Below are 24566 nucleotides of genomic sequence, written 5' to 3'. Positions count from 1 at the left end.
GTGAGCCCGTAAGTTAAAAGTGACCAAAAATTTAAGCTTATGGAATCTCAGTACAAGAGACTTACTGACTCGCAATGGGAAGTGGTTTCACAATCGTTGCCTATAGAGAGAAAACGCAAACACTCGCTGCGGGTTATCGTGGACGCTATTTTTTACATGCTCCGGGTGGGCGGGCAGTGGCGCAACCTGCCGGAGGGGCTGTTCCCTAAATGGCAACTGGAGTATTACTACTTCGACAAGTGGCAGGCGGACGGCACGCTGGAGAGCCTCAACCTCACGCTCAACATCAGGGAGCGCGACAGGCAGGGCAAAGAAGCCTCGCCGAGCCTGCTGAGCATTGACTCACAGTCTGTTAAAGTGGCTCCTTTTGTGTCTGAGGAAACGGGCGTGGACGGCAACAAGAAGGTCAACGGGAGGAAGCGGCACGCGGTCACCGACACGCTGGGCCTGGTCTGGGGCGTGGTGGTGCACAGTACCAACAAGGCCGACGGGGTGCTGGCCCAGCGGGTGGTGGCCCCGCTCAGAGGCTACCTGCACCGGATGGAGAAGATCCTGGCCGATGCGGCCTATGAGCAGGTGTTCATGGAGTGGGTGAGCGAGAACCTGCTGGGGGTGGAGCTGGAGATAAGCTCCAAGCCACCAGGCACAGAGGGCGTTGTGCCGGTCAAGTGGAGATGGGTCACCGAGCGGGCTTTCGGCATGTTCAACTTCTTCAGAAGGCTCGATAAGGACCATGAAAAAACACCCCGAAGCGCCGAAAGCTAGGTGCTGTGTCATAACTGCCAAATTATATTAAACAGGTTAAATTGATTATCAGCTAATTAAAATTTAAACAAGATTTAAAGATAAAAGGAGTAGAAGCACTATAACGCTAGGAAATTAGTATTCTATTACCGTAACCATACATTATAGACCACAACCTCTAAATATCGGTGTTCGGCTCCTGCAGGTCCAGCTCTTGGATCCAGATGTTGCGGTACAGGACATTGTGACCCTCGGCCTGCAGCTTTAGGCCGCCCGGGGTGTCCGTGATTCCTTTGCCGCCGTCGTTGCCGCCGTCGATGCCGGAGTTTGGCCCGCCCCACACCTGGCTGATGGGTTGGTTAGTGTGCACCTTCTGGCCGTTGAAGTACACTGTTGCCATGGCTGGCTCTATCTTCTTTCCGCTCTCGAAACGAGCCGCCCGGAAAATGATGTCATAGGCGTTCCACTTGCCGAGGCCGTTGTAAGCGTGGTAGGGGGAGGGAGTTTCGTTGATGATGGCGGCCATGCCGTGCGAGGTGGTGTCGCCATCGAGCACCTGGATCTCATAGCGGTTCTGAAGGTAGACGCCGCTGTTGCCGCCCGCCTCGGGGATCAGGAACTCCACGTGGGCCCTAAAATCCCGAAATTCTTTCTTCGTCACGATGTCGGCGGCTCCATATATACCTCCCGCCGAAGCCGGGTCGTTGCTGCTCATGGCCATTCCGCCATCTACCGGGTCTTTCACGATCTGCCACTTGATGGGCATTTCGGCGGCCAGCCGGGGTCCCTGCCAGTAAGTCCACTTCTGGTCCAGCATTTCGCGGGAGCCGTCAAAGAAGACTTCCGCCTCATTGGGGGCCTTTGTTCCTACACCGGTCTGGGAAGAGCAGGCTTGGATGGCGCCTATAAAGCTTACCAGGAGGAGGTAAAGGAAAAATTTGTGGAGATAGGTGAGAGGAGAGGTTTTCATTGGATGATTTAGATTAGGTTTTATATTTAATATTGAGTTAAATGACTTAAATATATAAACTTTACACGCTTCACTGAAACTGATTTGGTAAAGAGTCTTGAATTTTGGCTTCGACTGTGCAACTATGTCAGATTTCTACTGAATATAGTGTTTATTATGGGCGAAACCGCCCTCACATGCTGGAATTGCACTTGCTGTTTTTGGTCCTTTCATGGGAGTAACGGCTTAGTTGGAGATCCCCGTACAAGGTGCCTACACTATATGAACAATCGGAATGGTGGAATCAGAAATAAGAAAGGGGCTATTGGCAGACGATAACCCTACTGCCACTTTTATAACGCGGAGACTACTTAAAAAAAGCGGCGGTAGAAACAGATGTTCTGATAGCGGGGAATGGCCGGGAAGCTCTCGATGTACTTAGGGAAGTGTATGAGAGAGAGCAATGCCCAGTGTTAATTCTACCGGACATCCGTATGCCGGTCATGGATGTGTATGCGTTCTTGGAGGAGCTTCAAAAATCTGCTGACTTAAGTACTGCCGCCATCAGGGTGGTTTAGCTTAGCTCCTCCAAACACTGCCTGAATATGGCTCAGGCAAAGAACTACCCGGCCGTAGGGTATATCCAAAATCCCCTTACCTTGGAGAAGCTATCAGAATTCTTGAGATTATATCGGGGGCGGAACCGATAAATTATACCCCTTCCATCTACCCATCAGACATATCATAAAGTGGTATATAGAGTTTTAAACAAGGTTAAGAAATCCTTTACGACCCCGATAGTTCCACCGGCTGGGCATTTGGCAATGCCTGGTACAAAACAAAAGCCCCATTCGCATCATTTTCCGGCCGGGCAAGCTGCTGCTTCGTCCCTTGGGTCACGCTCACTGTGCTCCACTCTGACGGCACGTAGGTTTTAAGCGTGAGGGGCAGGTCGTACATTTCCTTATCCAGCGAGTGGCTGAGATTTACCGTTATTTTATCCGCGTTTTCACTCACTTCCACTTTAGCATTCATTCTTTCCCGGATGTACTTGGTCACATCACCGAAAGTGGCCACCCAAAGCTTGTCCTCTTTCGCTTTAATATACTTGAAATACTCGTCCAGCAGAGTGCTCGGGAGGGCTTCCCACCCAACGCCATCCACCCCGTGGAAGACCAACACCAACCATTGGTTTTGATGGGCTGCCACGGTGTCCACCCAGGATTTCATGAGCGGCAGCGGTGTGCTTGTGAGCGCGCCTCTTTGCCATTGCACGTATTCTTTGTCAGAGGCACCAGGCTGGCTTTTGCTTCCCCGGTTGATTTCCTCCAGGTAGGGCGCCGGCATTCTGTTTCGGGTGGCGGGGAAGAGTTTCAGGGCGTACTCCATCACCCGCTCATTTTCTGTGCCGTAGGGCCCTTCGGCTGAGAAAGTGTGCTCCGGGCCCAGCTGCTTTAGGATGTCTTCCCTGCTCTTCTCCAACTCATACAGCATGTTGGCCTCATCCAACGCTGCCAGCCTGGGGTGGGTAATGGTATGGCTGGCGAATTCATGGCCCTGGGCCGCGTACGCTCTTAAATCTTCCCAGGTTACTCCTTTGGCTTCCGCCACTTCATTTTTACTCTCAAGGCCAGGCGCAAAGGCTCCCTCCCTTACTTTACGGTACAACTCATCCATCAAAGCGTAGGCTTCTTCTTCTTTGCCCGCATCAACCAAGGCGCCGGCCCGGGTGTGATACTCCATCGTTCCGATGTACCCTAAGAACCCTGCCGCAGAGGCCCGCTCAAAAAAGTTGTCCTTGTTGGTCGGCGTATTGGCCGTTTCTGCGATAATGTCCTTTACCGGACGCCCTATAAACTTGCCCTGGTACTGCGACCCCGGTATTTGCCCGGTCATGATGAAGAAAGTGGCGGGGAATTGCAGCCGGTTCATAATAGGCAGGGCCCGCGTGAACTGGTTGATGTTGCCATCGTCATAGGTAAGGGAGACGGCGGCATTTTTTCCTTGCTGCCACTTCGTAATTACTGTTTGACCCGTAAGTTCTTCCCGTTGGTCACAGCCACTGATACAGAGGAGCAGGGCGGATGCTAAGACTAATCGATTAATCATGGCTCAAAGATATCGGTTGGGCAAAAATACGCTGCCATTACTCTCCCCAGGAAAGATAAAGGGGTGTCGGAACTGACGGACAGTAGCTTCGCCTGGAGGATATAAAGTTAACGATTCTTGTCATAGTTCACAGGGCTTTGGCAGCCCAAAGCATCAAGCCCATAACCTGGCTTACATGCTACTACAAAAAAGGAAAGCACCTCACTACGGGAAGCCTTCCTTGTTCAATAACGGAAGTTAGGTTCAACAACTAGCTGCTCTGACGTTACTCACCTTCGTTGCCAGGTATTAAAGCTGTGGTTAATACCCTTGTCACTGCGTTCAAGCCTACCTATCGCAAACGTTTCTCATCTAGCCCAATCTGCTTCGGTATTCACTTGGTGTAGCACCTAATAATTTTTTCACATAGCGGGTAAAAAACGAACGGCTGCTAAATTCCATCTCATCGGCAATCTCGGAAATAGTGAGATTTCTGTTTTGCAAAAGGAGGATGATGCGCTCCCTGGCGAAGCGCTGTATCCATTCGGAAGCCGTGACACCGGATGATTTTTTGCAAACCTGGTTGAGGTACTTGGAGGTGATGTTCAATTGATCGCTGTAAAACTGCACTTCACGCTCCGTCATACAGTGCTCCTGCGCCAGCTGCATGAATCGCTCGTACAGGGTTCCGCTTTGCAGACTGTGCTTCCGCCTTTCGTACTCACTGGCGAAGATATGCCACATGTCGAGAATAAACAGTTGCATCTGCAGGTTCAGGGCTTCGTCGTAAAAGCGATGATCCGTTTTCAGAAAGCGATCATTCAGCCACTCAAAATTCGATAGGATTCTCTGCCTGTCTTTTTTGTCATGCAGCGTTTTTACCGGATAGACCCTGGAATGCAACAGGGCGTTGATACTCCAACCCTGGTCGGGAATGTTACTGTTCAAAAAATTCTTCTCCACCAGCAATGCTGTCGCTTTAAAATCTTTTGAAAGCAGCAAACCTGAAAGCCTGCTCTCGGCAAACCAAAACAGAAATTCCCCTCTCCCGCATTCCATCTGCTGGTCATTGAACATAAACCTGATGCTCCCACGGTGACAGAATAAATGGGTATGGTAAAGCTTTTCAAAATGAGCTGGAAAGTCTTCTTTACCCGATATTACCAATAAACTGACTTTCGGCTGTGCTTCCATTAACATTGAACTTGAGCTTTCTGCTAAGATAGGCGATATTTGACATTACTGCCGAATAATGTGTAACAATTAAGAAGTGATTCTGCTTTAACTTTGTAAAAGTCAATACGATACAACATGAAAAAATTCGATAAAGATATTTTTGAACGATTGAGGCAAGGGGAAACAATCAGCCCGGATGATCCGCAGATTGGCAGATTGCGGGAAGCATCCTACGCTACGATAGAATTGGTTCAAAGATTGAACAATTCCAGCAACCCGGATGAGATCAGGAGCATCCTAAAGCAGATCACGGAAAGTGAAATCGATGCATCAACGGCCTTGTTCCCGCCCTTATACATCAATTACGGTAAGAACACCAAAATCGGGAAAAATGTATTCGTCAACTTTGGCTGCACCTTTTTGGACTTGGGGGGTCTCACCATCGAGGATAATGTGATGCTGGCGCCCGGTGTAAAATTGCTTTCAGAAAGCCATCCGCTATCCTCCGGAAACAGGCAATCGCTTGTTCCAAAGCCCATTCATATCAAGCGAAACGCTTGGATTGGTGCAAATGCAGTAATTCTACAAGGGGTCACGGTTGGAGAAAATGCTGTAGTCGCAGCCGGTGCAGTTGTGTCAAAAGATGTACCCGATAATGCAGTTGTGGGCGGCATACCGGCAAAGTTTATCAAATCAATCGAGTAGTTACATTCCGTTCGACCCTAAAGTCGGACCAACAAACTTAAAGAGACATGAAAAGAATAACCGTTTTAATAGTTGCGTCCCTCATGGTTTTGGGGCAGGCTTATGCGCAAACAAAGCCAGGAGTAAAAAACGATAAGGCAAAGACAGTAAAAGAAAAAGATACAACAGAGCATTATACATTTCCATTGAGCGACAAGGTTATCCGCCAGGAAGTAACTTTCAAAAACCGATATGGAATTACAATTGCGGCTAATTTATACCTTCCTAAAAGTAGGGGCAGTGAGCCTTTGGCGGCCCTTGCCATTAGCGGCCCGTTTGGAGCGGTGAAAGAACAGTCCTCAGGGTTGTATGCCCAAACCATGGCCGAACGTGGTTTTGCTGCCCTTGCTTTTGACCCGTCTTACACCGGCGAGAGCGGGGGGGAACCCCGCAATGTGGCCTCTCCGGACATCAACACGGAGGATTTCAGCTCGGCGGTGGACTTTCTGGGTCTGCAGCCTTCGGTTGACCGGAACCGCATCGGCATCATCGGAATCTGTGGTTGGGCTGGCATGGCTCTGAACGCCGCCGCCGTGGACAAACGCGTCAAAGCCGTTGCCACCACCAGCATGTATGATATGTCGCGGGTGATGGCAAAGGGCTATAATGATGCAATGACCCTTGAGCAGCGCACTAAGACGCTGGAGCAAATGAGCCAGCAACGTTGGGCAGATGCAGAGAAGGGCACACCCGCTCCATCCACCAATAACCTGCCTGAAAAGCTGCAGGGCAACGAACCCCAGTTCGTGGTGGATTATTTCAATTATTACAAAACCCCGCGTGGCTTTCATCCCAATTCGGTTAATTCAAATGGTGCCTGGACGGCTACCACTGCCCTTTCCTTCATGAATATGCCGCTGCTGACTTACATCGAGGAAATCTCACCGCGCCCGGTTTTACTTATTGCCGGTGAAAAAGCACACTCCCGCTATTTCAGCGAGGATGCTTACAAGGCAGCAGCCGGACAGAAGGAGCTGGTGATCATCCCGAACGCCAGCCACGTTGATTTGTATGACAGGCTGGATGTAATCCCGTTTGAAAAACTAACGGCGTTCTTCAATGAGAATCTGAAATTTGACAAGAGCAGTGCAAAAGCAAAGACAGCTGCAGTTGAATAAATTATAGGTGAAAAGTCAAGGGGATGTGCTAAAACAACACTTCCCTTTAGTTCTTCAAAATCCCCAAAATCTGAATTGCCTTTTATATGAAAATAGGTGCCCTTTCCCTTCTAATGCTCATCAGCATCAACTTGTTTGCCTGTAATGGTAATCACAAAGAGCTTGTTGAGCCAGACATTCCAAATAGTGGTAGTATGAACTTAAGAATAATAGTTGGTCAGAGCGAATTTACGGCCACGCTCTATGATAATGCCACCGCAACTGCTTTCAAAACTAAGTTGCCCATGACCATTCACATGGTTGAGTTGAACGGAAACGAAAAGTACTATGATTTACCGGACAATCTGCCAACCAATGCATCCAATCCCGGCACCATCCAAAGCGGCGATTTAATGCTGTATGGCTCAAATACATTGGTGCTTTTCTATAAAACATTTTCCACTTCCTATAACTACACCAGAATCGGAAAGATCACTGACCCGGAAGGTTTGGCAGAAGCATTGGGTTCGGGCAAGGTTGACGTAACTTTTGAATTAAAATAAAAAATGTTAGAGATGAAAATATTAGCAATAGTAACAGTTACAGTCCTACTATTTATGGGACAATCCTGCAACACAAAGACAGAAGCAAAACAGGAAAATATGAAAACAAATGAAAACGAATTGAACGCCATTTTTCCAAAAGGTGAAAAAGGTTCGGAGGAATGGTTTACCGGGAATGCTTATCCTACAAGCCTGGTGGAAGCAGATTCTATCCTTACTACAGTTGCCGGTAATGTTTACTTTGAACCCGGAGCCAGGAGTAATTGGCATACGCACCCATCTGGACAGATTCTGATCATTACGGATGGCATTGGCTATCATCAGATTGAAGGGCAACCCATTGAAATCATCAAAAAAGGAGATGTGGTAAAATGTCCGCCAAATGTAAGACACTGGCACGGGGCAAGCCATGATGTAGGACTACAGCAACTTTATGTTATTCCCAATACAGAAAAGGGGATTGTAGCATGGAAGGAAGCCGTAACGGATGAAGAATATAGCAATTTAAAATAATCCCCTTTGACAGAGTCGCTCAGCAACAAGACATGGGGAATAGGTCTCAAAAAAGTAATCAGCAATGGAAAAGAATACTGGTAATCTGTTTGATCATAAAAACACAGCCCCTGGAATGCGGAGGGACTTTCTAAAAGCAGCAACTTTGCTGGGTATAGGTGCGATAGCTGCTGGACCTGTTAACAGTTATGCAACCGCTCCACCGGAAAGCAAAAAAGGTGTGGGTACCATACTGACTAAAAAGCGCTCTTTGGGTTCTAAGAAGAACCCGCTTGTGGTGTCAGCGATTCAAATGGGCTGCATGGGGATGCACACAGGTCGTGGTATCCATCCCGACCGTAAGAGCATGGTCAAACTGATCCGGGATGCTGCTGATCGTGGCTGTGACTTTTTCGATTCTGCCGAAGTTTATGGTCCGTATGTAAATGAAGAATTGGTTGGAGAAGCACTTGCTCCCATCCGAAACCAAGTTGCCATCTCCACCAAGTTTGGGTTTAAAATCGGCGGCACCGGTGGCTTAGATAGCAGCCCGGAAAACATTCGGAAAGTTGTGGACCAATCACTCAAACGCCTTAAGACAGACCGTATTGATCTTTTCTATCAGCACCGAGTTGATCCCAACGTACCCATTGAAGATGTTGCAGGCACCGTAAAAGATCTTATTAAAGCCGGAAAGGTGCTGCACTTTGGTCTAAGTGAAGCAAAAGCTGAAACCATCAGAAGGGCACACGCTGTTTGCTCTGTTACGGCAGTGCAAAGTGAGTATTCCTTTATGACCAGGCTGCCCGAAGATTTTATCTTTTCCACTTTGCAGGAATTGGAGATAGGCTTTGTAGCATATAGCCCGCTATGCCGTGGTTTGTTGGGTGGAACATTAACCGAATACTCTGATTTGAATACAAATGACATTCGGGGTGCATGGCCGCGCTTTCAACCGGAAGCAATAAAATCAAATATTCGAATTGTTGAAGCGCTGAATGAGTTTGGCAAAACAAGGGGCATGACCTCATCTCAAATATGCCTAAGTTGGATGCTTTCCAAATACCCTTTTATAGTTCCCTTGCCTGGCACAACCAAGCTTTCACATTTAGAGGAAGATTTACGAGCTGCTGACTTCACATTAACGCAGGCCGAAATCAACGAGATTGAAAGTAAAATAGAAAAGATCGGTGTTGTGGGTGATCGCTATGACGCATTGCAACAGTCGAGAGTAGAATATTAATCTCCTATAATGCTTATTTGCAAAAAGTGACTGAAGAAGAAATAAGTATTTGAATATAAAAGAGGTAATCATGGAAAGCAATAATCATTCATCAAGAAGAAAGTTTATTCAGCAGACGGCAATGGCTGGTGCAGGTTTGATGCTTGCTAATACATTACCGGTTTTTTCTCAAACAAATCAATCCGCTGCAGCGAGTAACAACATTAAGTCAAAAGGGTATGCAGGCAAAGATGAGCATGGAAAACTAACAGCCTGGAACTTTGAACGCAGACCGGTTGGAGACAACGATATTCTAATTGAAATAAAGTATTCAGGCATTTGCCATTCAGATATACATACCATAAAAGGACATTGGGGAAAGCAACAATACCCGCAAGTTCCGGGGCATGAAATAGCAGGCATTGTTACAGCTGTTGGAAAAAATGTAAAGAAATTTAAAGTAGGTGATAAAGCGGGTGTGGGTTGCATGGTCAACAGTTGTATGCAATGCGAAAGCTGTAAAAAGGGTCAGGAACACCATTGCGAGACAACAGGAAACGTAGGTACGTATGGCGCACCCGAAGCCTCATCGCCTACCGGAATAACACAAGGAGGTTATTCCAGCAATATGGTAGTGAACGAACACTTTGCCATAAAAATCCCCAAGGATATAGAGTTGCAATATGCAGCACCATTGCTTTGTGCAGGTATCACTACTTATTCTCCGATGATGCAGTACGATGTGAAAAAGGGTGACAAGGTAGGTGTTGTGGGCATTGGCGGATTAGGTCACATGGCTATTAAAATAGCCGTTTCAAAAGGCGCAGAAGTGTATGCTTTTACCACTTCTCCTTCAAAGGTAAACGACATAGAAGGGTTTGGCGCAAAGGAAGTGATTGTGGTAGATGCAGCAGATAAGCTGATACCGTGGAAAGGGAAGTTAGACTATATGGTTTCGACCGTTCTTTATGCTTATGAAATGTCGCCTTACATCGATTGTGTAAAGCCTTATGGCTATTACACGCAAGTTGGAATGCCGGTAAATGGAGCACTCGCCATCAATAACTTCAACATGATATTTAACCGGGTAAATTTCAATGGTTCATTGATTGGAGGTATTCCTGAAACCCAGGTGGTGATGGACTATTGTGCTAAGAATAAAATCTATCCGCAAATTCAAGTCATCAAAGCAACAGAGATAAATGACGCCTGGGAAAAGGTGGTGAATAAAGAAGCCCGTTACCGCTATGTCATTGATGCAGCAACATTTTCATAAGCAGACTGCTGTTGAACTTCATCAGAATAGTTAAGCGCTCTCAATTATCGAAGTGAAGGGTGTTCGTTTTACAATACAGTCACAAGAAACGATTGACGGTTAATAACCAACTAACACAGCGTCAGCTAAACTATAAAAGCCATTTATGTATAAGTCGAAAAAAGTAAGTCAAAGAATAAACTTAGTTCTTTTGTCAATCACTGTCAGTATTCTTCTTGCTGCCTGTGCGTCAATAAAGGAAAGCAGAAGCAATGGTCTGTTGGAGATTAAAGAACAGGGCAGCTTTGCAGTTGGTGGTACAGTGATTACAAACCCCGGTACTTTCGACCCAATCAAGGACGGTGCTTTTAACCCGACGGCTCAATCTTCGGAAGGTCAAACACTGCATGGTGACCATGCCTATGTTTTCTATCAGATACCTGCCAATCCCCGTAAACTTCCGTTGGTGATGTGGCATGGCTGGGGACAGTCAGCAAAAACTTGGCAAACCACTCCCAATGGTCGTGAAGGATTTCAGAACATTTTTCTTCGCCGCCGCTTTCCGGTGTACCTCATTGACCAGCCAGGTCGTGGTAAGGCAGCAAAAGGTACAAAGCCGTTTACTATTACAGCCTCCCCGGATGATCAGCTGTGGTTTGGTATTTTCCGGCTTGGCGTCTATCCAAACTTTTATCCTGGTGTACAATTTTCAAAAGACCCTGAGGCGTTGAACCAGTTCTACCGGCAGGGAGTGCCCAACACAGCACCATACGATGCACAAACGAACATCAATGCGGTTTCTGCATTGTTTGATAAAATAGGGCAAGGCATTTTAATAACCCACTCACATAGCGGTGGTGCAGGTTGGCTTACGGCAATGAAGAACGACAAGATAAAGGCTGTTGTTTCTTTTGAACCAGGAGGAGATTTTGTTTTTCCTGAAGGGGAAACAATACAGGGTTTAAAGCCTGGAGGTGATTTTGATACACCTCCTATTGTACCGTTAGCAGAGTTTACCAAACTCACAAAAGTTCCTATTCTTATTTATTACGGTGATAATATTCCGGATCAACCATCTACCAACCCAGGGCAGGAACAATGGAGAGCAATTTTTGCTATGGCAAAACAGTTCAGGGATGTGGTAAACCGTCACGGTGGCGATGTAACATTAGTACACTTACCGCAAATTGGAATAAAAGGAAACACACACTTTCCAATGTCTGATTTAAACAATGTTGAAATAGCAAATCACTTATCTGAATTTTTAAAAAAGAAGCACCTGGATTAGTGTCGGTTAAGCAACCCACAGAGGTAACAAAAATCCTATTGTTGAAGGTTATTGGTAATTAGAAAATAAACAAATCATACAGAATTATGGAAAGTAATATCAAAGGTAAAGTTGTAGTCATTACAGGAGCTAGCAGTGGTATGGGACAAGCAGCTGCGAAGCACTTGTCAGCCCTTGGGGCAACGGTTGTACTGGGCGCAAGAAGAGCCGACAGGATTGAAAAGCTGGCAAAGGAGATACAGGAGAATAGTGGAAAAGCCCTTGCCATTGCTGTGGATGTAACGCAGCGGGAGCAGGTAAAGAAGCTGGTGGATTCGACGGTTCAACAATTTGGGCGGGTAGACGTGATCCTCAATAACGCAGGTATCATGCCTTTATCGCCGATGGACCGCCTCAATGTGGAGGAGTGGGACAAAATGATTGACGTGAACATCAAAGGCGTGCTCAATGGTATTGCCGCTGTTCTCCCTCACATGAAAGAACAGAAGTCAGGTCAGATTATCAACACCTCTTCTGTAGCGGGTCATAAAATATTTACCGGCTCGGCGGTTTATTCTGCTACTAAATTTGCCGTGCGTGCCCTGACCGAAGGCTTACGGATGGAGGTGAAGCCATATAATATCCGTACCACAATCGTATGTCCCGGCGCTGTGAAAACAGAATTGCTGGAACATATCTCCGAGGCTGACATCCAGCAGGCTAATAAAGATTATGTGGGAGCGGTAGGAATCAGTCCGGACAGTTTTGCACGTGTGGTCGCGTTTGCCATAAGCCAGCCGGAGGATGTAGACATCAACGAAGTTATCTTCCGTCCTACATCGCAGGAATTGTAGAATAATTACGTGGCAAATGATGAGGAAGGTTCTTCAAATGACAAAATTTTCAATCTTTAAAAGTCGTGTTATGTTACCACTTGCAAGGAAAAGGCAATCCAACTTTCCATATTTTCTTAGGCAACGTTACACGAAGAGCTTAGTCGCTTTGATTGTAATAATGTTGGTTATAGCTTGTAATAGTTCCTTTGCACAGCTGCCCGACAGTACACAAAAGGAGATGAAGTTCTCCGGCTCCATTGGCATTACCAATAACGCCTTTTCCATTATTCCCCTTTTCTCATTAAACAGTCCTTCCGCAGTCTTTTTGCTCTCGTGGAGGAAAAACAGGTTTAGTATTGAACCTGATATTCGTCTTTCTCTGGACGGGAAAAAAGGCAATATGCTCTTTTGGTTCCGTTATCGCCTTATAGATAAACAAAAATTCAGTCTTCGGGTGGGCACCCACCCGGCCTATAATTTTGCTTTAAGAGAAGTTACAGAAAACGGCGTTACATCCGAAATTACACAGGCGAGGCGTTTTATAGCCAGCGAAGTGGTTCCCAATTACCAGATTACACCTAACTGGAGCGTTGGCATGTATTATTTACAAGGCAACGGTTTGCAGAAAGACGGGCCACGCCTCAGCCATTTTGTAACATTAAATACAAGTATTTCAAATATCAAATTAGGCCCCAATTTCCGGTTTCAGTTTGTTCCTGAAGTTTATTATTTAAATCTTGATGGAGATGCAGGAACTTACTTCACTACTACAGGAATATTATCCCGGAAGAAGGTGCCGTTTACGCTTCAATCTACCATCAATCAAACGTTCAGTTCCACAATTCCCGGAAATAAAGAGTTCCTTTGGAATGTTACGCTTAGCTATAATTTCAGCCAGGATTTTGTTAGGAAACAACCAGCCGTGCTGCTTCCATAAAATGAGCGACCACCTGTTGACTTCACAATCAAGCAGCCGTAGGAAGTAGGCCTCGAAAAAATCAAGAGCTTTAGAATACACTGTGCTTGCAGCGTTAATACTACGTAAAGTGATAACCGCTTATAACGCTGACAGTGATATAGGAAACTGCATGGGTGAAGTCAAATTTTCTATAGAGGTGAAGCCGGTCAAGTTTATGGTATCATCTAAAACAATAACATGATGGAGTATGTAAAACTTGGAAATACGGGATTGGATGTGTCAAGGCTATGCCTTGGATGTATGGGTTTTGGTGACCCGGAAACATGGGTGCATCAATGGGTATTGAAAGAAGATGAGAGCGGCCCAATCATCAAAAAAGCACTTGACATTGGCATTAACTTCTTTGATACAGCAAATGTCTATTCATTCGGTAGAAGTGAGGAAATTTTGGGTCGTGCGTTGAAGGACTACGGCCACCGTGATGAAGTTGTGCTGGCAACAAAAGTTTGGGGCGAGATGCACAAAGGGCCCAATGGCAAAGGGCTATCCCGTAAAGCGATTTTAAGTGAAATAGACAACAGCCTGAAACGCCTCGGAACAGACTATATCGACCTGTACATCATTCACCGCTGGGATTACAACACGCCTATTGAAGAAACAATGGAAGCATTGAACGATGTGGTGAAAATGGGAAAGGCAAGATACATCGGCGCCTCTGCCATGTACACCTGGCAATTCCAAAAGGCACAATATGTGGCGGAAAAAAACGGCTGGCCACGGTTCGTTTCCATGCAAAGCCATTTGAACTTGTTGTACAGAGAAGAAGAAAGAGAAATGATACCGTACTGTAAGAGTGAAAACATTGCCCTTACTCCCTACAGTCCGCTTGCCTCAGGAAGATTAACACGGGATTGGTCCGAGACGACGCAACGTGCCGAAACCGATCAGATAGCAAAAAGCAAGTACGATGCTACGGCAGTTGCCGATAAAATGGTAGTGGAAAGGCTGGCGTCAGTTGCGAAAAAAAGAGGCGTGCCTCGTGTCGAAATTGCACTGGCATGGCTGCTGCAGAAACAACCGGTCACTATTCCGATTATCGGCGCTACCAAAATCTCGCATCTGGAAAGTGCCGTGCCCGCGTTATCCATTAAGCTAACTGACCAAGAGATTTCTTACATGGAGGAGCCTTATATGCCCCATAGAATAGTGGGTCATATTTAGAGATTGTAGTAAAACAGTAATACTCTAAATGCGCTCTTCATCATCGGACCAGAAACGGCCGGAGTACAACGTGATGATGTAAAACACTGGAATGGCGCAAGCCTGAGTAAAGGCTTGCAGCAGCTATACGCTAAAATTTACCCTACTCTGGCTATGATGATATACATAGCACCTGCTTTGGGTTTTCCCTTCTGCCATTATCTCTACATCATCTGACGCGAAGGAAGGCTGCTACCCCTAGTTGATTCTGTGTTGCTGCATGTAGTCTTGCGGATAGGACAAAAGCAAAACAATCCCTATCTTTGAACAATGTCAAAGAAGGTCGCCCTGCTGCTGCTTACCCTTTTTGCCTATACGCTGGTATTGGTGCACGGCATCATGCCGCACCAGCATCTCCACCAGACGGATAACAAGGCGCAGCACCACACTTACAAGGACCACCGGCATTCCCACGACCATGACGCACCGGAGGAGAAGGAGAGTCCGCTCAGCCACTATTTCCACTCGGCTGTACAGGGTGAGCCGCATGTATCCACCCGTCACAGTAGCTTTCTTCCTGCTCCTCTGACCGCCGCTAGAAGTGAGCGTTTCCTTTTCGAACTCGAGACGCCAGTTGCAGCCATGGAGCGCGGCACTACTTTGTACATCATAGGCTTTTCGCCTCCACCACACCAAACCCACCTCCCGCAGCGCGGGCCACCGTCTGCCTGACCTACCTTATTATCGCTCTTGCTAATTATAGCCAGGTTATACCTTGCTTTGAAACTGGCGTGCACCACTATGCATTCTGGGCTACATAACCTCTAAGCGGAGCGTCTACTTTAATTTATCCCTGTTTTTCTACACGATTAACATCTGAGTAAAAATGAAAAAGGTTCTTTTTTCCATTGCCGCAATGGCGCTGTTTACGGTTAGCTGTACTTCAAATTCTCAGGAAGAAGGGCATGAGCACGGAGCGGACACGCACCAGCATGAGGCTACTTCTGAAGCGGAGCATGGCCATTCACACGACAGCGACGGCGGGCACCCGCATGAGCAGGAGGAGTTTACCGTAGCAGGCGACTCTGTCGTGACCGAAACCACCACGGAAACCCACTCGCACGACGGACAGGGCGACCACCAGCACTAGTCTGCTGAGGCATTAGCTAGTTACCCGGGGAGTGCGGCAAACAGCCGCATGCTTCCCGGAGAAGCCACTATGCTATTAATTTACTGTTGTTTACAGCTATACCAGAAGCACATGTTAAAATCTTATATAAGCCTTTTGGCTGTTTGCCTGGTGCTCATTGCCTCAGGCTGCGGCCAGAAGGAGCATGCCCACGAGGGGGCCGAAATCAAAGCGGAGCTTGGCCATGCCCACGGGGAAGAACTGGAGCAGGTATCCTATACCATCTATACCGATAAAACCGAGCTCTTCGTGGAGTTCAAGCCGCTGGTCGTGGGCGAGACCTCCTCTTTTGCGGCACACGTGACGCGCCTCGGGGAAAACTTCACCCCACTTACCGAAGGCCAGATGACTGTGAGCCTGGTGAAGGGAGACAAAGGCATAAGACAGACGGTGCAAGCACCACGCTCACCGGGAATATTTAGTCCTGCGCTCCAACCAAAGGATGCCGGCAGCGGGTACAAACTCATCTTCGACGTGAAGTCAGGTGACCTGACCGATAGAATCGTGATCGACAGCCTGCAGGTGTATCCGAACGCAGAGGCGGCGCTGGCCGACACCAAAGAAGTCGACGCTCCGATAGGCGAAGAGATTCCGTTCCTGAAAGAGCAGGCCTGGAAAGTGGATTTCGCCACACAGCAGGTAACGCCGCAGCCATTCCACAACATCATCAGAACATCGGGGCAGATCATGCCGGCGCCGGGAGACGAGCAGACGATCACGGCCAGTGCGAGCGGGGTTGTGTCGCTTGCTGGGAATGATGTGGTCGTCGGATCCCCGGTAAAGGCACGCGAAAGACTTTTCACCATCTCTGGCGGGGGCGTGGCAGAGGGCAACATCGACACCCGCTTTCGGGAGGTACGCACCGATTTCCAGCGTGCGCAGGCCGATTATGAACGCGCCAAAGAACTGGTGGAGGACAAGATCATCTCGCAGCGGGAGTTTGAAAGGCGCAAGGCCATCTATGAGAACGCCGCGTCGGCTTACCGCACCATCGCCGGCAACTATGGTCCGAAAGGGCTGAGCGTGTCCGCGCCGCAAAGCGGTTTCATAAAGTCCGTACTTGTTTCTGACGGGGAGTTTGTGGAGGCGGGGCAGCCGCTTGCCAGCATTACCCGGAACGAGCGCCTGGTGCTGCGCGCCGAGGTGCCGCAAACGGAAGCCTATGAACTATCCAACGTCAGCTCCGCCAGCTTTAAAGTGCCGGGCGGGGAAGTATACGACACCGAGAACCTGAACGGCAAGTTGCTGGCCTACGGCAAAAGCGCCGGTGCCGATTCTTATCTTATCCCCATCACCTTCCAGATTGCCAACCGGGGCGAGCTGGTTCCGGGATCTTTCGTGGAAGTATACCTGCGTTCCGCGCCGCTACCCAATGCCTTAACGGTGCCTGTCAGCGCGATCATGGAAGACCAGGGGATGCACTATGTGTATGTGCAGTCGGCGGGGGAGATCTTCGAGAAGCGGGAAGTGAAGCTGGGAGCCTCCGATGGCATTCACGTGCAGCTGCTTTCCGGTGTGAGGCCGGGTGAGCGGGTGGTAACGAAAGGGGCCTACCAGATCAAACTTTCCTCTGCATCGGGTGAGGTGCCGGCCCACGGACACGAACATTAACTGCTCGGGACAAGGCTTACGCCGAACCCCGCCTATCAGTATCAAAAAGAGAAAGAATGCTTAACCAAATCATAAAATTTTCGCTGCATAACCGGCTCCTGGTTATCTTGGCTTCCGCGCTGTTGCTGGTCTTCGGCGGGATCACGGCCTTCCGGATGGAGGTCGACGTATTCCCCGACCTGACAGCCCCGACGGTGGTGGTGCTGACGGAGGCGCACGGCATGGCGCCCGAGGAAGCAGAACGCCTCGTAACCTTCCCGATAGAGACAGCCGTGAACGGGGCCACCGACGTGCGCAGGGTGCGTTCCTCTTCGTCTGCCGGCATCTCCATTGTGTGGGTAGAGTTTGAGTGGGGCACTGATATTTACAAGGCCCGCCAAATCGTGACGGAGAAAGTGGCCACGGTGGCTGAGCGACTGCCGCAGGGCGTGGGCACGCCTACCCTTGCCCCGCAGTCATCCATTATGGGTGAGATCATGCTTATCAGCGTAACCGGCGACAGCACCAGCCAGATGGAGCTGCGTACCCTTGCCGACTGGAGCATCCGGCCCCGGCTGCTTGCCACGGGCGGTGTGTCGCAGGTGGTGGTGATCGGGGGGGAGTACAAGCAGTACCAGGTGCTGGCTTCCCCGCAGAAACTAAAGTATTACAATGTGTCCTTGCAGGAGCTGCTGCAAGCCGCGGAGGAGGCCAACCAGAATGCCTCCGGTGGTTTTATGCAGGAGTATGGCAACGAGTACATCGTGCGCGGCATCGGGCGCACCAGCGACCTTGGGGAGCTGGCCAACACGGTGATCAAGGTCAACGGCAATTCACCAATCCGGATTGGTGACGTGGCCGACATCAAGGTGGGTGCTGCTGTGAAGATCGGCGACGGCTCCCTGAACGGTGAGCCGGCCGTGATCATGACCGTGATGAAGCAGCCCAACACCAACACCCTGGAGCTGACAGAGCAAATAGACGAGGCGATGGCCGACCTGGGCCAGAACCTGCCGGCAGACGTGAAGATCAACACCGAGATCTTCCGGCAGGCAGACTTTATCAATGCTTCCATTAACAACATTCAGAAGGTGCTGCTGGAAGGCGCCGTTTTTGTGGTGGTGATCCTGCTGCTGTTCCTGATGAACATCCGTGCCACCTTCATCTCCCTAATCGCTATTCCCATTTCATTGGTGGCGGCCATACTTACCCTGAAGTGGTTTGGCTTCTCTATCAACACCATGAGCCTGGGTGGTATGGCCATCGCCATCGGTGACCTGGTGGACGACGCCATCATCGACGTGGAGAACGTCTACAAACGCTTAAAGGAGAACTCTCGCAAGCCCGTGGAGGAGCAGCTGAATAAGCTGAAGGTTATTTACGAGGCATCGGTGGAGATACGCTCCTCTGTGATCAATGCCACCTTTATCATCATTGCCGCCTTTGTGCCGCTCTTCTTCCTGTCAGGTATGGAAGGCAGGTTGCTGGCTCCTTTAGGTATCGCCTTCATTGTTTCGCTGTTCGCTTCCCTGATCGTGGCCATTACCCTGACGCCAGTACTGTGCAGTTTCATGCTCACCAGCGACAAAATGCTGTTGAAGCAGCACCGCGAAAGCTGGCTGGTGCGCCGCCTCAACATCGGGTATGAGCGGTCTCTGCGCAGCGCCATGCGACATAAGAAAGCCATTCTGGGAGCGGCTGCGCTGCTGCTGGTGGGGGCGTTGCTTTTACTGCCTACGCTGGGGCGCAGTTTTCTCCCTGAGTTCAATGAGGGCTCCCTGGTGATCAGCGTGGTGACCAAGCCCGGCATTTCGCTGGAGGAAAGCAACAAGATCGGTACGCAGGTGGAAAAGGCGCTGCTGACCGTGCCGGAGATTCAGGTGACAACCCGCAGGACGGGCAGGGCAGAGCTGGACGAGCACGCGCAAGGGGTGAACGCTTCTGAAGTAGACGCGCCCTTTGTGCTGGAAGACCGGGACCGCGAAGAGTTCATGGCCGAGGTGCGGGAAAAGCTTGCGGGCATCACTGGGGCGAACATTACCATCGGCCAGCCTATTGGCCACCGCATCGATCACATGCTGTCGGGCACCCGGGCCAACATCGCCATTAAGATCTTTGGTCCTGAGCTGTCCAAGATGTTCTCCATGTCCAAGCAGGTAGAGCAGCAGGCTAAAACCGTAGAGGGGCTGGTGGACGTGAGCGTAGAGCAGCAGATCGAGATCCCGCAGATACAGATAAAGGCACGTCGCGATATGCTGGCCAAGTATGGCATCACCACCGGCGAGTTCGCCGAGTACGTGGACGTGGCCTTTGCCGGCGAAAAGGTCTCGGAAGTATACGAGGGGGCGCGCAGCTTTGACCTGGTGGTGCGCTACGACGAGAGTAGCCGCGGGGAGTTCGAGAAGATGAGGAACGCCCTGATCGACACGCATGACGGGCAGAAGATACCGCTGCACTACGTGGCGGACGTCGTGTCGACCAGCGGACCCAACACCATTAACAGGGAGAACGTGCAGCGCAAGACGGTGGTGTCGGCCAACGTGGCCGGGCGTGACCAGCGCAGCGCCGTGAAGGAGTTGCGCGAGAAGGTCCAGGCCAATGTGGCCCTGCCGGAAGGCTACCGCATCGAGTATGGCGGGCAGTTTGAGGCGGAGGAAGAGGCGTCGCGCACGCTGCTGTACGCTTCGCTGCTCTCGTTGCTGGCGATCTTCCTGCTCCTGTTCCAGGAGTTTAAGTCCTTTAAACTGTCGAGCATCATCCTGCTGAACCTGCCGCTGGCGCTGATCGGTGGCGTGGGTAGCATTTACTTTACGTCGGGCATTATCAGCATCCCGGCCATCATCGGCTTTATCACGCTCTTCGGTATCGCTACCCGTAACGGTATTTTGCTGGTGTCGCATTACCAGCTGCTCCTGCAGCAGGGGCACAGCTTGTACGAGAGCGTTATGCTGGGCTCCAGGGACAGGCTCAGCCCCATCCTGATGACGGCGCTTACCGCGGGGCTTGCCTTGATTCCGCTGGCGCTGGCTGGCGATTTGCCCGGTAACGAGATACAAAGCCCGATGGCGAAGGTGATCCTGGGCGGTCTGCTGAGCTCGACACTGCTTAATTTGTTTATCGTGCCAGCGGTGTTCCTGATGGCCAACCAAAATGAGAGAGACCATGCATAGGATAATGATAACAAGTCTGTGCCTGTATCTGCTGTTGGCGGTGCAGGCGCGGGCGCAGTCTACTGTAGCCGGGGTGCTGCGGCAGGTGGAGGCAAACAACAAGACCCTGCAGGCCGCGCAGCAGTACCGGGAGGCCCGCAAGCTGGAGTACCGGACGGGGCTGAACCCGGAAGATCCTTTTGTAGAGTATGTCTACTTTAACGGTCAGCCCGCTGAGGCCGGAAACCAGAAGGAGTTTGCTGTGACGCAGCGTATCGACTTCCCTACGGCCTACGGCAGGAAAAGGCGCGTAGCCAACCTGCAGGAGGCACAGGCGGATTATCAGTACGCGCAGCAGCGGCAGAGCATTTTGCTCGAAGCCCAGCAGGCCACGTTGCAGTTGATCTACCTGAACAGGCAGTTGCGTGTGTTTGAGGAGCGATACCAGGACATAGAGGAGCTGTACCGTCGGTTTCAGAAGAGCACAAGGGCAGGGGAGGGCAACGTGCTGGACGAGAACAAGGCGCGCGTGCGCCTGCTGGACATCCGCACCACGCTGCAGGCCAACAGGGCCAGGCGCAGGGTGCTGGAAGAGCGCCTGACGGAACTGAACGGAGGGCAGCCTGTAATCGTCACAGACACGGCATTTGCTGCGGTGCCTGCCGTTCCCGCGTTTGAGGTGCTGGACACCCTGATAGAGGTGTCGGACCCACGCCTAAAAACCCTGGAGCAGCAAGCAAGGGTACAGGAGGAAAAGGTTGAATTGGCCAAGGCCCTGTCGTTGCCCAAGCTGGAGGGCGGCTACCGCTACCAAAGTATACTCGGACAAACCTTCCAAGGTATGCACGCTGGTATTTCTATTCCGCTGTGGGAGCGCCGCAATACCGTAAACACCCAGCAGGCCTACAGCCAGTACGCACAGGCGCAGCTGGAATCTGAGCGGGTGGCGCACCGGCAGGAGGTAAGGCAGGCCTACGAGGAGTATCGGGTGCTGCAGGAGTCGCTGCAGGATTACCAGGAACTGATGGCCAAGCCGGAGAACCTGCGGCTGCTGGAGAAGGCCCTGCGACTGGGGGAAATATCGGCCGCCGAGTATTTTATGGAGCTCAGCTTTTACTATGATACGTATGATAGATACTTGGAGCTGGAGACTGAGGCGCAACAGAAGGTAGCTGAGTTACTGCGCTACACGCTGTAGGATTTGGATAAAGTATAGACTTTAACGCTATTGGAATCCGTACCGATTAAGCAACAGCAAAGGTAAAGTATAGAGCCGTTAAACATTGGGCGTAATGACTGCTATGTATAGCCACAGCTTTCACACAAACCTTAGGGGAATTTTATTGAAACAAAAAGCCGCTCCATTTGAAGTGGAGCGGCTTTTAATTGTAGTAGCCCGTAGGGGAATCGAACCCCTGTTACCAGAATGAAAATCTGGCGTCCTAACCCCTAGACGAACGGGCCTGGTATTCTTTTTCCTGATTGATGGTGCAAATATACTCGCTACGATATTATATACAAGGTATAGATAAGAAAAAATATATACATACTGCAGAACATGCTGGGGAACAGCAAGAAAACTTAACGCGCCGGTATCTATTGGCTATTTCTCGAAAGATATAACACTGTAGAGTTCGGGCTCCAGGAAAGGGCCACCAGGGTAGCTGGCGGTATAGTCAAAGTTAATCCAAAGGTCGTCGCCAGTCTCATGAAAGTGTATTTTACCGCCCGCTACCTCATCAGGGAAAAGGGTGCGGATGGCATAGCTGACCTTTTCCAAATCATCAACAGAGCCGACTTTGACTTCCGTATACATATGGCTGGGCGAAATGACCACACGGGCCTCACCACCGATAGACATTACGGAAGAAGCCATCAGAATCGCATAGTCGTCGCAATCGCCTGCTAACAGGTTCATGCTCTCCACCGGTGGGGAATAATAATCCATCCCGAGGGGATCGTTCACGTATTTCCAGTTGAGGCGAATATGCTTGAACAGAGAAAAATACCTTGTCATTTTACCGAACTTCTGGTAATACTCATCATGGAAATAGCGGGTAGAGTTTTTTACGCCAAAATCCCTCACTTTCGGATGCGTGGCCTGCATGGCGCTCTTCACGCGCTGGTTCTGAAAATAGGTGCCACGCACAGGCTTGAAATAGGAAACCTTGTGCGGATTGCTCGTCATATTTACCAGCAGGGCATTGTAATCATCATATATACCTTCAAATGTCTGATTCTTGAAGGTGCTGTTGTAGATGAACGTACCTAAAATACTGATGAACATAAGTACAACAAGTTTACGACTATACCTGGTTGCAACTATGGAAACTACAGTGGAGAGAATAAGGCAGAGCAGGAAGTGCAGTTCATAGTCCATTGAGTTATAAGGCGGTATGTAGAAACTTAGCAATACAGCCATCGGGAACACAATGATGATCTGAATGAACCGCACCGCAAAGTTCACAAGGTGTGAAGAATGTAAATTTTGCGACATAATGAAATTGTTTTTAAAGTGTGGGTGCTTTAGAGTCTCTGTTCCTGCCTGAACAGAGACAAAATATAGTAAAGCGTAGTTATTATCTTAACGCAAATACCAGTCCTTTTTGCTCCTTAAAGTGGCGGTTTTTTGAATTTATTTTTTGAGCGAAAACATGTGTTAAAAAGCTGAGAAAAAAATGCTGGGATGCATATGGCAAGGGAAATATCTCTTTGAAAATGCAACAGTATCAAATACAGTAGTTTATAGCCTAAGCAGGGGAGGAGAAGACTTCCTATGGAGGCTGCCGTTTATATAGGTGTTGATATCAATAAATATATAGAGCTGTCATCTTAAAGAATTACTTTCGGTTTATAAATAAAAGTAGCTAAAGTTAAAGCCACGATACCTGTCCCGCTGGTTGACAGACTTTGGTCTTAGGTATATATGACTAACGCGCCGGTTATACCACAGTCTGAACGGAGTATAATCCGGCGCGTGCATCTGCTAAATGATCAGCTGCTGTGTTGCTTACTGATACTGTATATAAAGTGGCTTTGGGTTGAGAGCAAGCACCTCCTCTGGTGTCATGAGGCGCCCCGGTGGCCGCTTAAGGTCATTCTTGTAGAAGATCTTGAAGCCCGTAAACTGCACAGGCTCGTTCTTGATATACCGGCGATACGTGTCTCTTTTGAGAGTGGGGCCGCCCCAACCATCCATGTGCATAATTACCTGCACTTCCGGACGCAGCTTAATGTCGGCGGTATTCGTGACCATTCCCTGCGTAAAACGGTGGACCACCAGCAGCTTAGGTGGCAGGTTGTGTTTCTTAGTCAACTCGGCCAGGTACTGGGTGGCGTAATTAATGTCCGCGGCATCGTAGGTGCCAATGCGGCGCCCGGGTACGCCTCCGTTTTTCATCGAGAACTCCGGGTCTATCCCTAAATGCACCTGCGGCAGTTTCAGGTATTTCTCCAACTCTGGCAACTCCTCCTGCAGCGTGCTTTGACCGATCTGGATGTCCAGGAAAACGATGGCATCGCGTTTTTTAGCTGTTTCCAGCACCCCATCAATCATCTTGTCAGTCATCCGCAACCTGTATTTGCCGCCGGCGCTTGGCTCGCCCTGTGCCGTCACCACGATCACGTGGAGGGCAGGCTGCACCGGCGTAATAGAATCCGCTTTCTCCCAGTTCGCGACTTCCTGGTCCAGCTTCTGCAGCATTTCCTCCGGGGGAAACTCGCCTAAGATGCCCATGCGCTTTGAAAGCGGATTGCCGTAGAAGGCAAGGATGCGCTTGTGCGGCAGGATGGCACCTGGCAACGGTCTCGGTCCCGGATATTCATAGGAGGCATTCTCCGTTTCTGCAGCTGGTTCGGCAGTTGCCACGGTACTCGCTTCCAAGGCAGTCGTATCTTCCGCTACAGCCAAGGTATCAGGCTGAGAGGGTATGGTGGTCGTCAGGCTATCAAGATGACCAGCAGCCATCGCAGAACCTTTCGGTTCCCGTTCTTCTGAACAGCCACTTGTAAGTAGCAACGCACACACGATTGCGACGGCTCTGGAGGTGTACGTACGGTGGCTTCGGGTAAAAGCCATTTGGCCGT

The 24566-nt window shown here is 49.6% G+C and carries 21 protein-coding genes and 1 tRNA gene; 16 read left to right on the top strand and 6 right to left on the bottom strand.

Going from position 1 to position 24566, the window contains the following annotated elements:
• Positions 1-39: 39 nt before the first annotated feature.
• Positions 40-765: an IS5 family transposase gene (locus ABD920_RS01965; RefSeq protein WP_345156463.1), complete on the top strand. Its 726-nt coding sequence runs from the start codon at positions 40-42 to the stop codon at positions 763-765.
• A gap of 157 nt (positions 766-922) precedes the next feature.
• Here the strand turns inward: ABD920_RS01965 and ABD920_RS01960 are convergent, their stop codons facing one another.
• The 3 genes from ABD920_RS01960 to ABD920_RS01950 form a co-directional block, all read right to left on the bottom strand.
• Positions 923-1714, bottom strand: a complete 792-nt coding sequence (locus tag ABD920_RS01960) for a 3-keto-disaccharide hydrolase (RefSeq protein WP_345156462.1) — start codon at positions 1712-1714, stop codon at positions 923-925.
• A gap of 765 nt (positions 1715-2479) precedes the next feature.
• Positions 2480-3802, bottom strand: a complete 1323-nt coding sequence (locus ABD920_RS01955; protein ID WP_345156461.1) for a polysaccharide deacetylase family protein — start codon at positions 3800-3802, stop codon at positions 2480-2482.
• A 351-nt stretch (positions 3803-4153) separates the two neighbouring features.
• Positions 4154-4981 (bottom strand): helix-turn-helix domain-containing protein, encoded by an 828-nt coding sequence (locus ABD920_RS01950; RefSeq protein ID WP_345156460.1) that lies wholly within the window; start codon positions 4979-4981, stop codon positions 4154-4156.
• Positions 4982-5092: 111 nt separating this feature from the next.
• Here ABD920_RS01950 and ABD920_RS01945 point away from each other — a divergent pair, with 111 nt between their 5' ends.
• The 15 genes from ABD920_RS01945 (at position 5093) to ABD920_RS01875 (ending at position 21678) form a co-directional block, all read left to right on the top strand.
• On the top strand, positions 5093-5662 hold the full coding sequence (locus tag ABD920_RS01945) for a DapH/DapD/GlmU-related protein (RefSeq protein ID WP_345156459.1): 570 nt from the start codon (positions 5093-5095) through the stop codon (positions 5660-5662).
• Positions 5663-5709: 47 nt separating this feature from the next.
• Entirely contained in the window at positions 5710-6819 is a 1110-nt protein-coding gene (locus ABD920_RS01940; protein ID WP_345156458.1) for an alpha/beta hydrolase, read from the top strand.
• Positions 6820-6905: 86 nt separating this feature from the next.
• The gene (locus ABD920_RS01935) at positions 6906-7361 is read left to right on the top strand and encodes a cyclophilin-like fold protein (protein WP_345156457.1); all 456 of its coding nucleotides are present in this window, start codon (positions 6906-6908) and stop codon (positions 7359-7361) included.
• A 3-nt stretch (positions 7362-7364) separates the two neighbouring features.
• On the top strand, positions 7365-7874 hold the full coding sequence (locus ABD920_RS01930) for a cupin domain-containing protein (protein WP_345156456.1): 510 nt from the start codon (positions 7365-7367) through the stop codon (positions 7872-7874).
• A 64-nt stretch (positions 7875-7938) separates the two neighbouring features.
• On the top strand, positions 7939-9096 hold the full coding sequence (locus ABD920_RS01925; protein WP_345156455.1) for an aldo/keto reductase: 1158 nt from the start codon (positions 7939-7941) through the stop codon (positions 9094-9096).
• A gap of 70 nt (positions 9097-9166) precedes the next feature.
• Positions 9167-10351, top strand: a complete 1185-nt coding sequence (locus tag ABD920_RS01920) for an NAD(P)-dependent alcohol dehydrogenase (RefSeq protein WP_345156454.1) — start codon at positions 9167-9169, stop codon at positions 10349-10351.
• Positions 10352-10496: 145 nt separating this feature from the next.
• Entirely contained in the window at positions 10497-11618 is a 1122-nt protein-coding gene (locus ABD920_RS01915; RefSeq protein WP_345156453.1) for an alpha/beta hydrolase, read from the top strand.
• A gap of 86 nt (positions 11619-11704) precedes the next feature.
• Positions 11705-12451 carry an SDR family oxidoreductase gene (locus ABD920_RS01910; protein ID WP_345156452.1) on the top strand — a complete coding sequence of 249 codons (747 nt, stop codon included), beginning with the start codon at positions 11705-11707 and terminating at the stop codon, positions 12449-12451.
• Positions 12452-12521: 70 nt separating this feature from the next.
• Positions 12522-13370 (top strand): hypothetical protein, encoded by an 849-nt coding sequence (locus tag ABD920_RS01905; RefSeq protein ID WP_345156451.1) that lies wholly within the window; start codon positions 12522-12524, stop codon positions 13368-13370.
• A gap of 219 nt (positions 13371-13589) precedes the next feature.
• Positions 13590-14573: an aldo/keto reductase gene (locus tag ABD920_RS01900; protein WP_345156450.1), complete on the top strand. Its 984-nt coding sequence runs from the start codon at positions 13590-13592 to the stop codon at positions 14571-14573.
• 309 nt (positions 14574-14882) lie between these two features.
• Complete coding sequence (locus ABD920_RS01895) at positions 14883-15284, top strand: hypothetical protein (protein ID WP_345156449.1); 402 nt, start codon at positions 14883-14885, stop codon at positions 15282-15284.
• A 154-nt stretch (positions 15285-15438) separates the two neighbouring features.
• Positions 15439-15702 carry a hypothetical protein gene (locus tag ABD920_RS01890; RefSeq protein ID WP_345156448.1) on the top strand — a complete coding sequence of 88 codons (264 nt, stop codon included), beginning with the start codon at positions 15439-15441 and terminating at the stop codon, positions 15700-15702.
• Between the two features lie 111 nt (positions 15703-15813).
• Positions 15814-17352: an efflux RND transporter periplasmic adaptor subunit gene (locus ABD920_RS01885; RefSeq protein WP_345156447.1), complete on the top strand. Its 1539-nt coding sequence runs from the start codon at positions 15814-15816 to the stop codon at positions 17350-17352.
• A 56-nt stretch (positions 17353-17408) separates the two neighbouring features.
• Positions 17409-20501: an efflux RND transporter permease subunit gene (locus tag ABD920_RS01880; protein WP_345156446.1), complete on the top strand. Its 3093-nt coding sequence runs from the start codon at positions 17409-17411 to the stop codon at positions 20499-20501.
• A 4-nt stretch (positions 20502-20505) separates the two neighbouring features.
• Positions 20506-21678 carry a TolC family protein gene (locus ABD920_RS01875; RefSeq protein ID WP_345156445.1) on the top strand — a complete coding sequence of 391 codons (1173 nt, stop codon included), beginning with the start codon at positions 20506-20508 and terminating at the stop codon, positions 21676-21678.
• A 194-nt stretch (positions 21679-21872) separates the two neighbouring features.
• Here ABD920_RS01875 and ABD920_RS01870 read toward each other — a convergent pair.
• From ABD920_RS01870 to ABD920_RS01860, 3 genes are all read right to left on the bottom strand, one after another.
• Positions 21873-21944, bottom strand: a tRNA-Glu gene (locus tag ABD920_RS01870).
• 139 nt (positions 21945-22083) lie between these two features.
• Positions 22084-22977 (bottom strand): transglutaminase-like domain-containing protein, encoded by an 894-nt coding sequence (locus ABD920_RS01865; protein ID WP_345156444.1) that lies wholly within the window; start codon positions 22975-22977, stop codon positions 22084-22086.
• A gap of 513 nt (positions 22978-23490) precedes the next feature.
• Complete coding sequence (locus ABD920_RS01860) at positions 23491-24390, bottom strand: hypothetical protein (protein WP_345156443.1); 900 nt, start codon at positions 24388-24390, stop codon at positions 23491-23493.
• Positions 24391-24566: the final 176 nt, after the last annotated feature.

This window comes from Pontibacter saemangeumensis (assembly GCF_039541895.1).
Lineage (GTDB): Bacteria > Bacteroidota > Bacteroidia > Cytophagales > Hymenobacteraceae > Pontibacter > Pontibacter saemangeumensis.
The sequence above is the reverse complement of the archived record's forward strand: the minus strand, read 5'-3'. Positions and strand labels throughout refer to the sequence as shown.

Coding starts and splice junctions, on each gene's coding strand:
- ABD920_RS01965 (WP_345156463.1), top strand. CDS start 40: ATGGAATCTCAGTACAAGAGACTTACTGACTCGCAATGGGAAGTGGTT.
- ABD920_RS01960 (WP_345156462.1), bottom strand. CDS start 1,714: ATGAAAACCTCTCCTCTCACCTATCTCCACAAATTTTTCCTTTACCTC.
- ABD920_RS01955 (WP_345156461.1), bottom strand. CDS start 3,802: ATGATTAATCGATTAGTCTTAGCATCCGCCCTGCTCCTCTGTATCAGT.
- ABD920_RS01950 (WP_345156460.1), bottom strand. CDS start 4,981: ATGTTAATGGAAGCACAGCCGAAAGTCAGTTTATTGGTAATATCGGGT.
- ABD920_RS01945 (WP_345156459.1), top strand. CDS start 5,093: ATGAAAAAATTCGATAAAGATATTTTTGAACGATTGAGGCAAGGGGAA.
- ABD920_RS01940 (WP_345156458.1), top strand. CDS start 5,710: ATGAAAAGAATAACCGTTTTAATAGTTGCGTCCCTCATGGTTTTGGGG.
- ABD920_RS01935 (WP_345156457.1), top strand. CDS start 6,906: ATGAAAATAGGTGCCCTTTCCCTTCTAATGCTCATCAGCATCAACTTG.
- ABD920_RS01930 (WP_345156456.1), top strand. CDS start 7,365: ATGTTAGAGATGAAAATATTAGCAATAGTAACAGTTACAGTCCTACTA.
- ABD920_RS01925 (WP_345156455.1), top strand. CDS start 7,939: ATGGAAAAGAATACTGGTAATCTGTTTGATCATAAAAACACAGCCCCT.
- ABD920_RS01920 (WP_345156454.1), top strand. CDS start 9,167: ATGGAAAGCAATAATCATTCATCAAGAAGAAAGTTTATTCAGCAGACG.
- ABD920_RS01915 (WP_345156453.1), top strand. CDS start 10,497: ATGTATAAGTCGAAAAAAGTAAGTCAAAGAATAAACTTAGTTCTTTTG.
- ABD920_RS01910 (WP_345156452.1), top strand. CDS start 11,705: ATGGAAAGTAATATCAAAGGTAAAGTTGTAGTCATTACAGGAGCTAGC.
- ABD920_RS01905 (WP_345156451.1), top strand. CDS start 12,522: ATGTTACCACTTGCAAGGAAAAGGCAATCCAACTTTCCATATTTTCTT.
- ABD920_RS01900 (WP_345156450.1), top strand. CDS start 13,590: ATGATGGAGTATGTAAAACTTGGAAATACGGGATTGGATGTGTCAAGG.
- ABD920_RS01895 (WP_345156449.1), top strand. CDS start 14,883: ATGTCAAAGAAGGTCGCCCTGCTGCTGCTTACCCTTTTTGCCTATACG.
- ABD920_RS01890 (WP_345156448.1), top strand. CDS start 15,439: ATGAAAAAGGTTCTTTTTTCCATTGCCGCAATGGCGCTGTTTACGGTT.
- ABD920_RS01885 (WP_345156447.1), top strand. CDS start 15,814: ATGTTAAAATCTTATATAAGCCTTTTGGCTGTTTGCCTGGTGCTCATT.
- ABD920_RS01880 (WP_345156446.1), top strand. CDS start 17,409: ATGCTTAACCAAATCATAAAATTTTCGCTGCATAACCGGCTCCTGGTT.
- ABD920_RS01875 (WP_345156445.1), top strand. CDS start 20,506: ATGATAACAAGTCTGTGCCTGTATCTGCTGTTGGCGGTGCAGGCGCGG.
- ABD920_RS01865 (WP_345156444.1), bottom strand. CDS start 22,977: ATGTCGCAAAATTTACATTCTTCACACCTTGTGAACTTTGCGGTGCGG.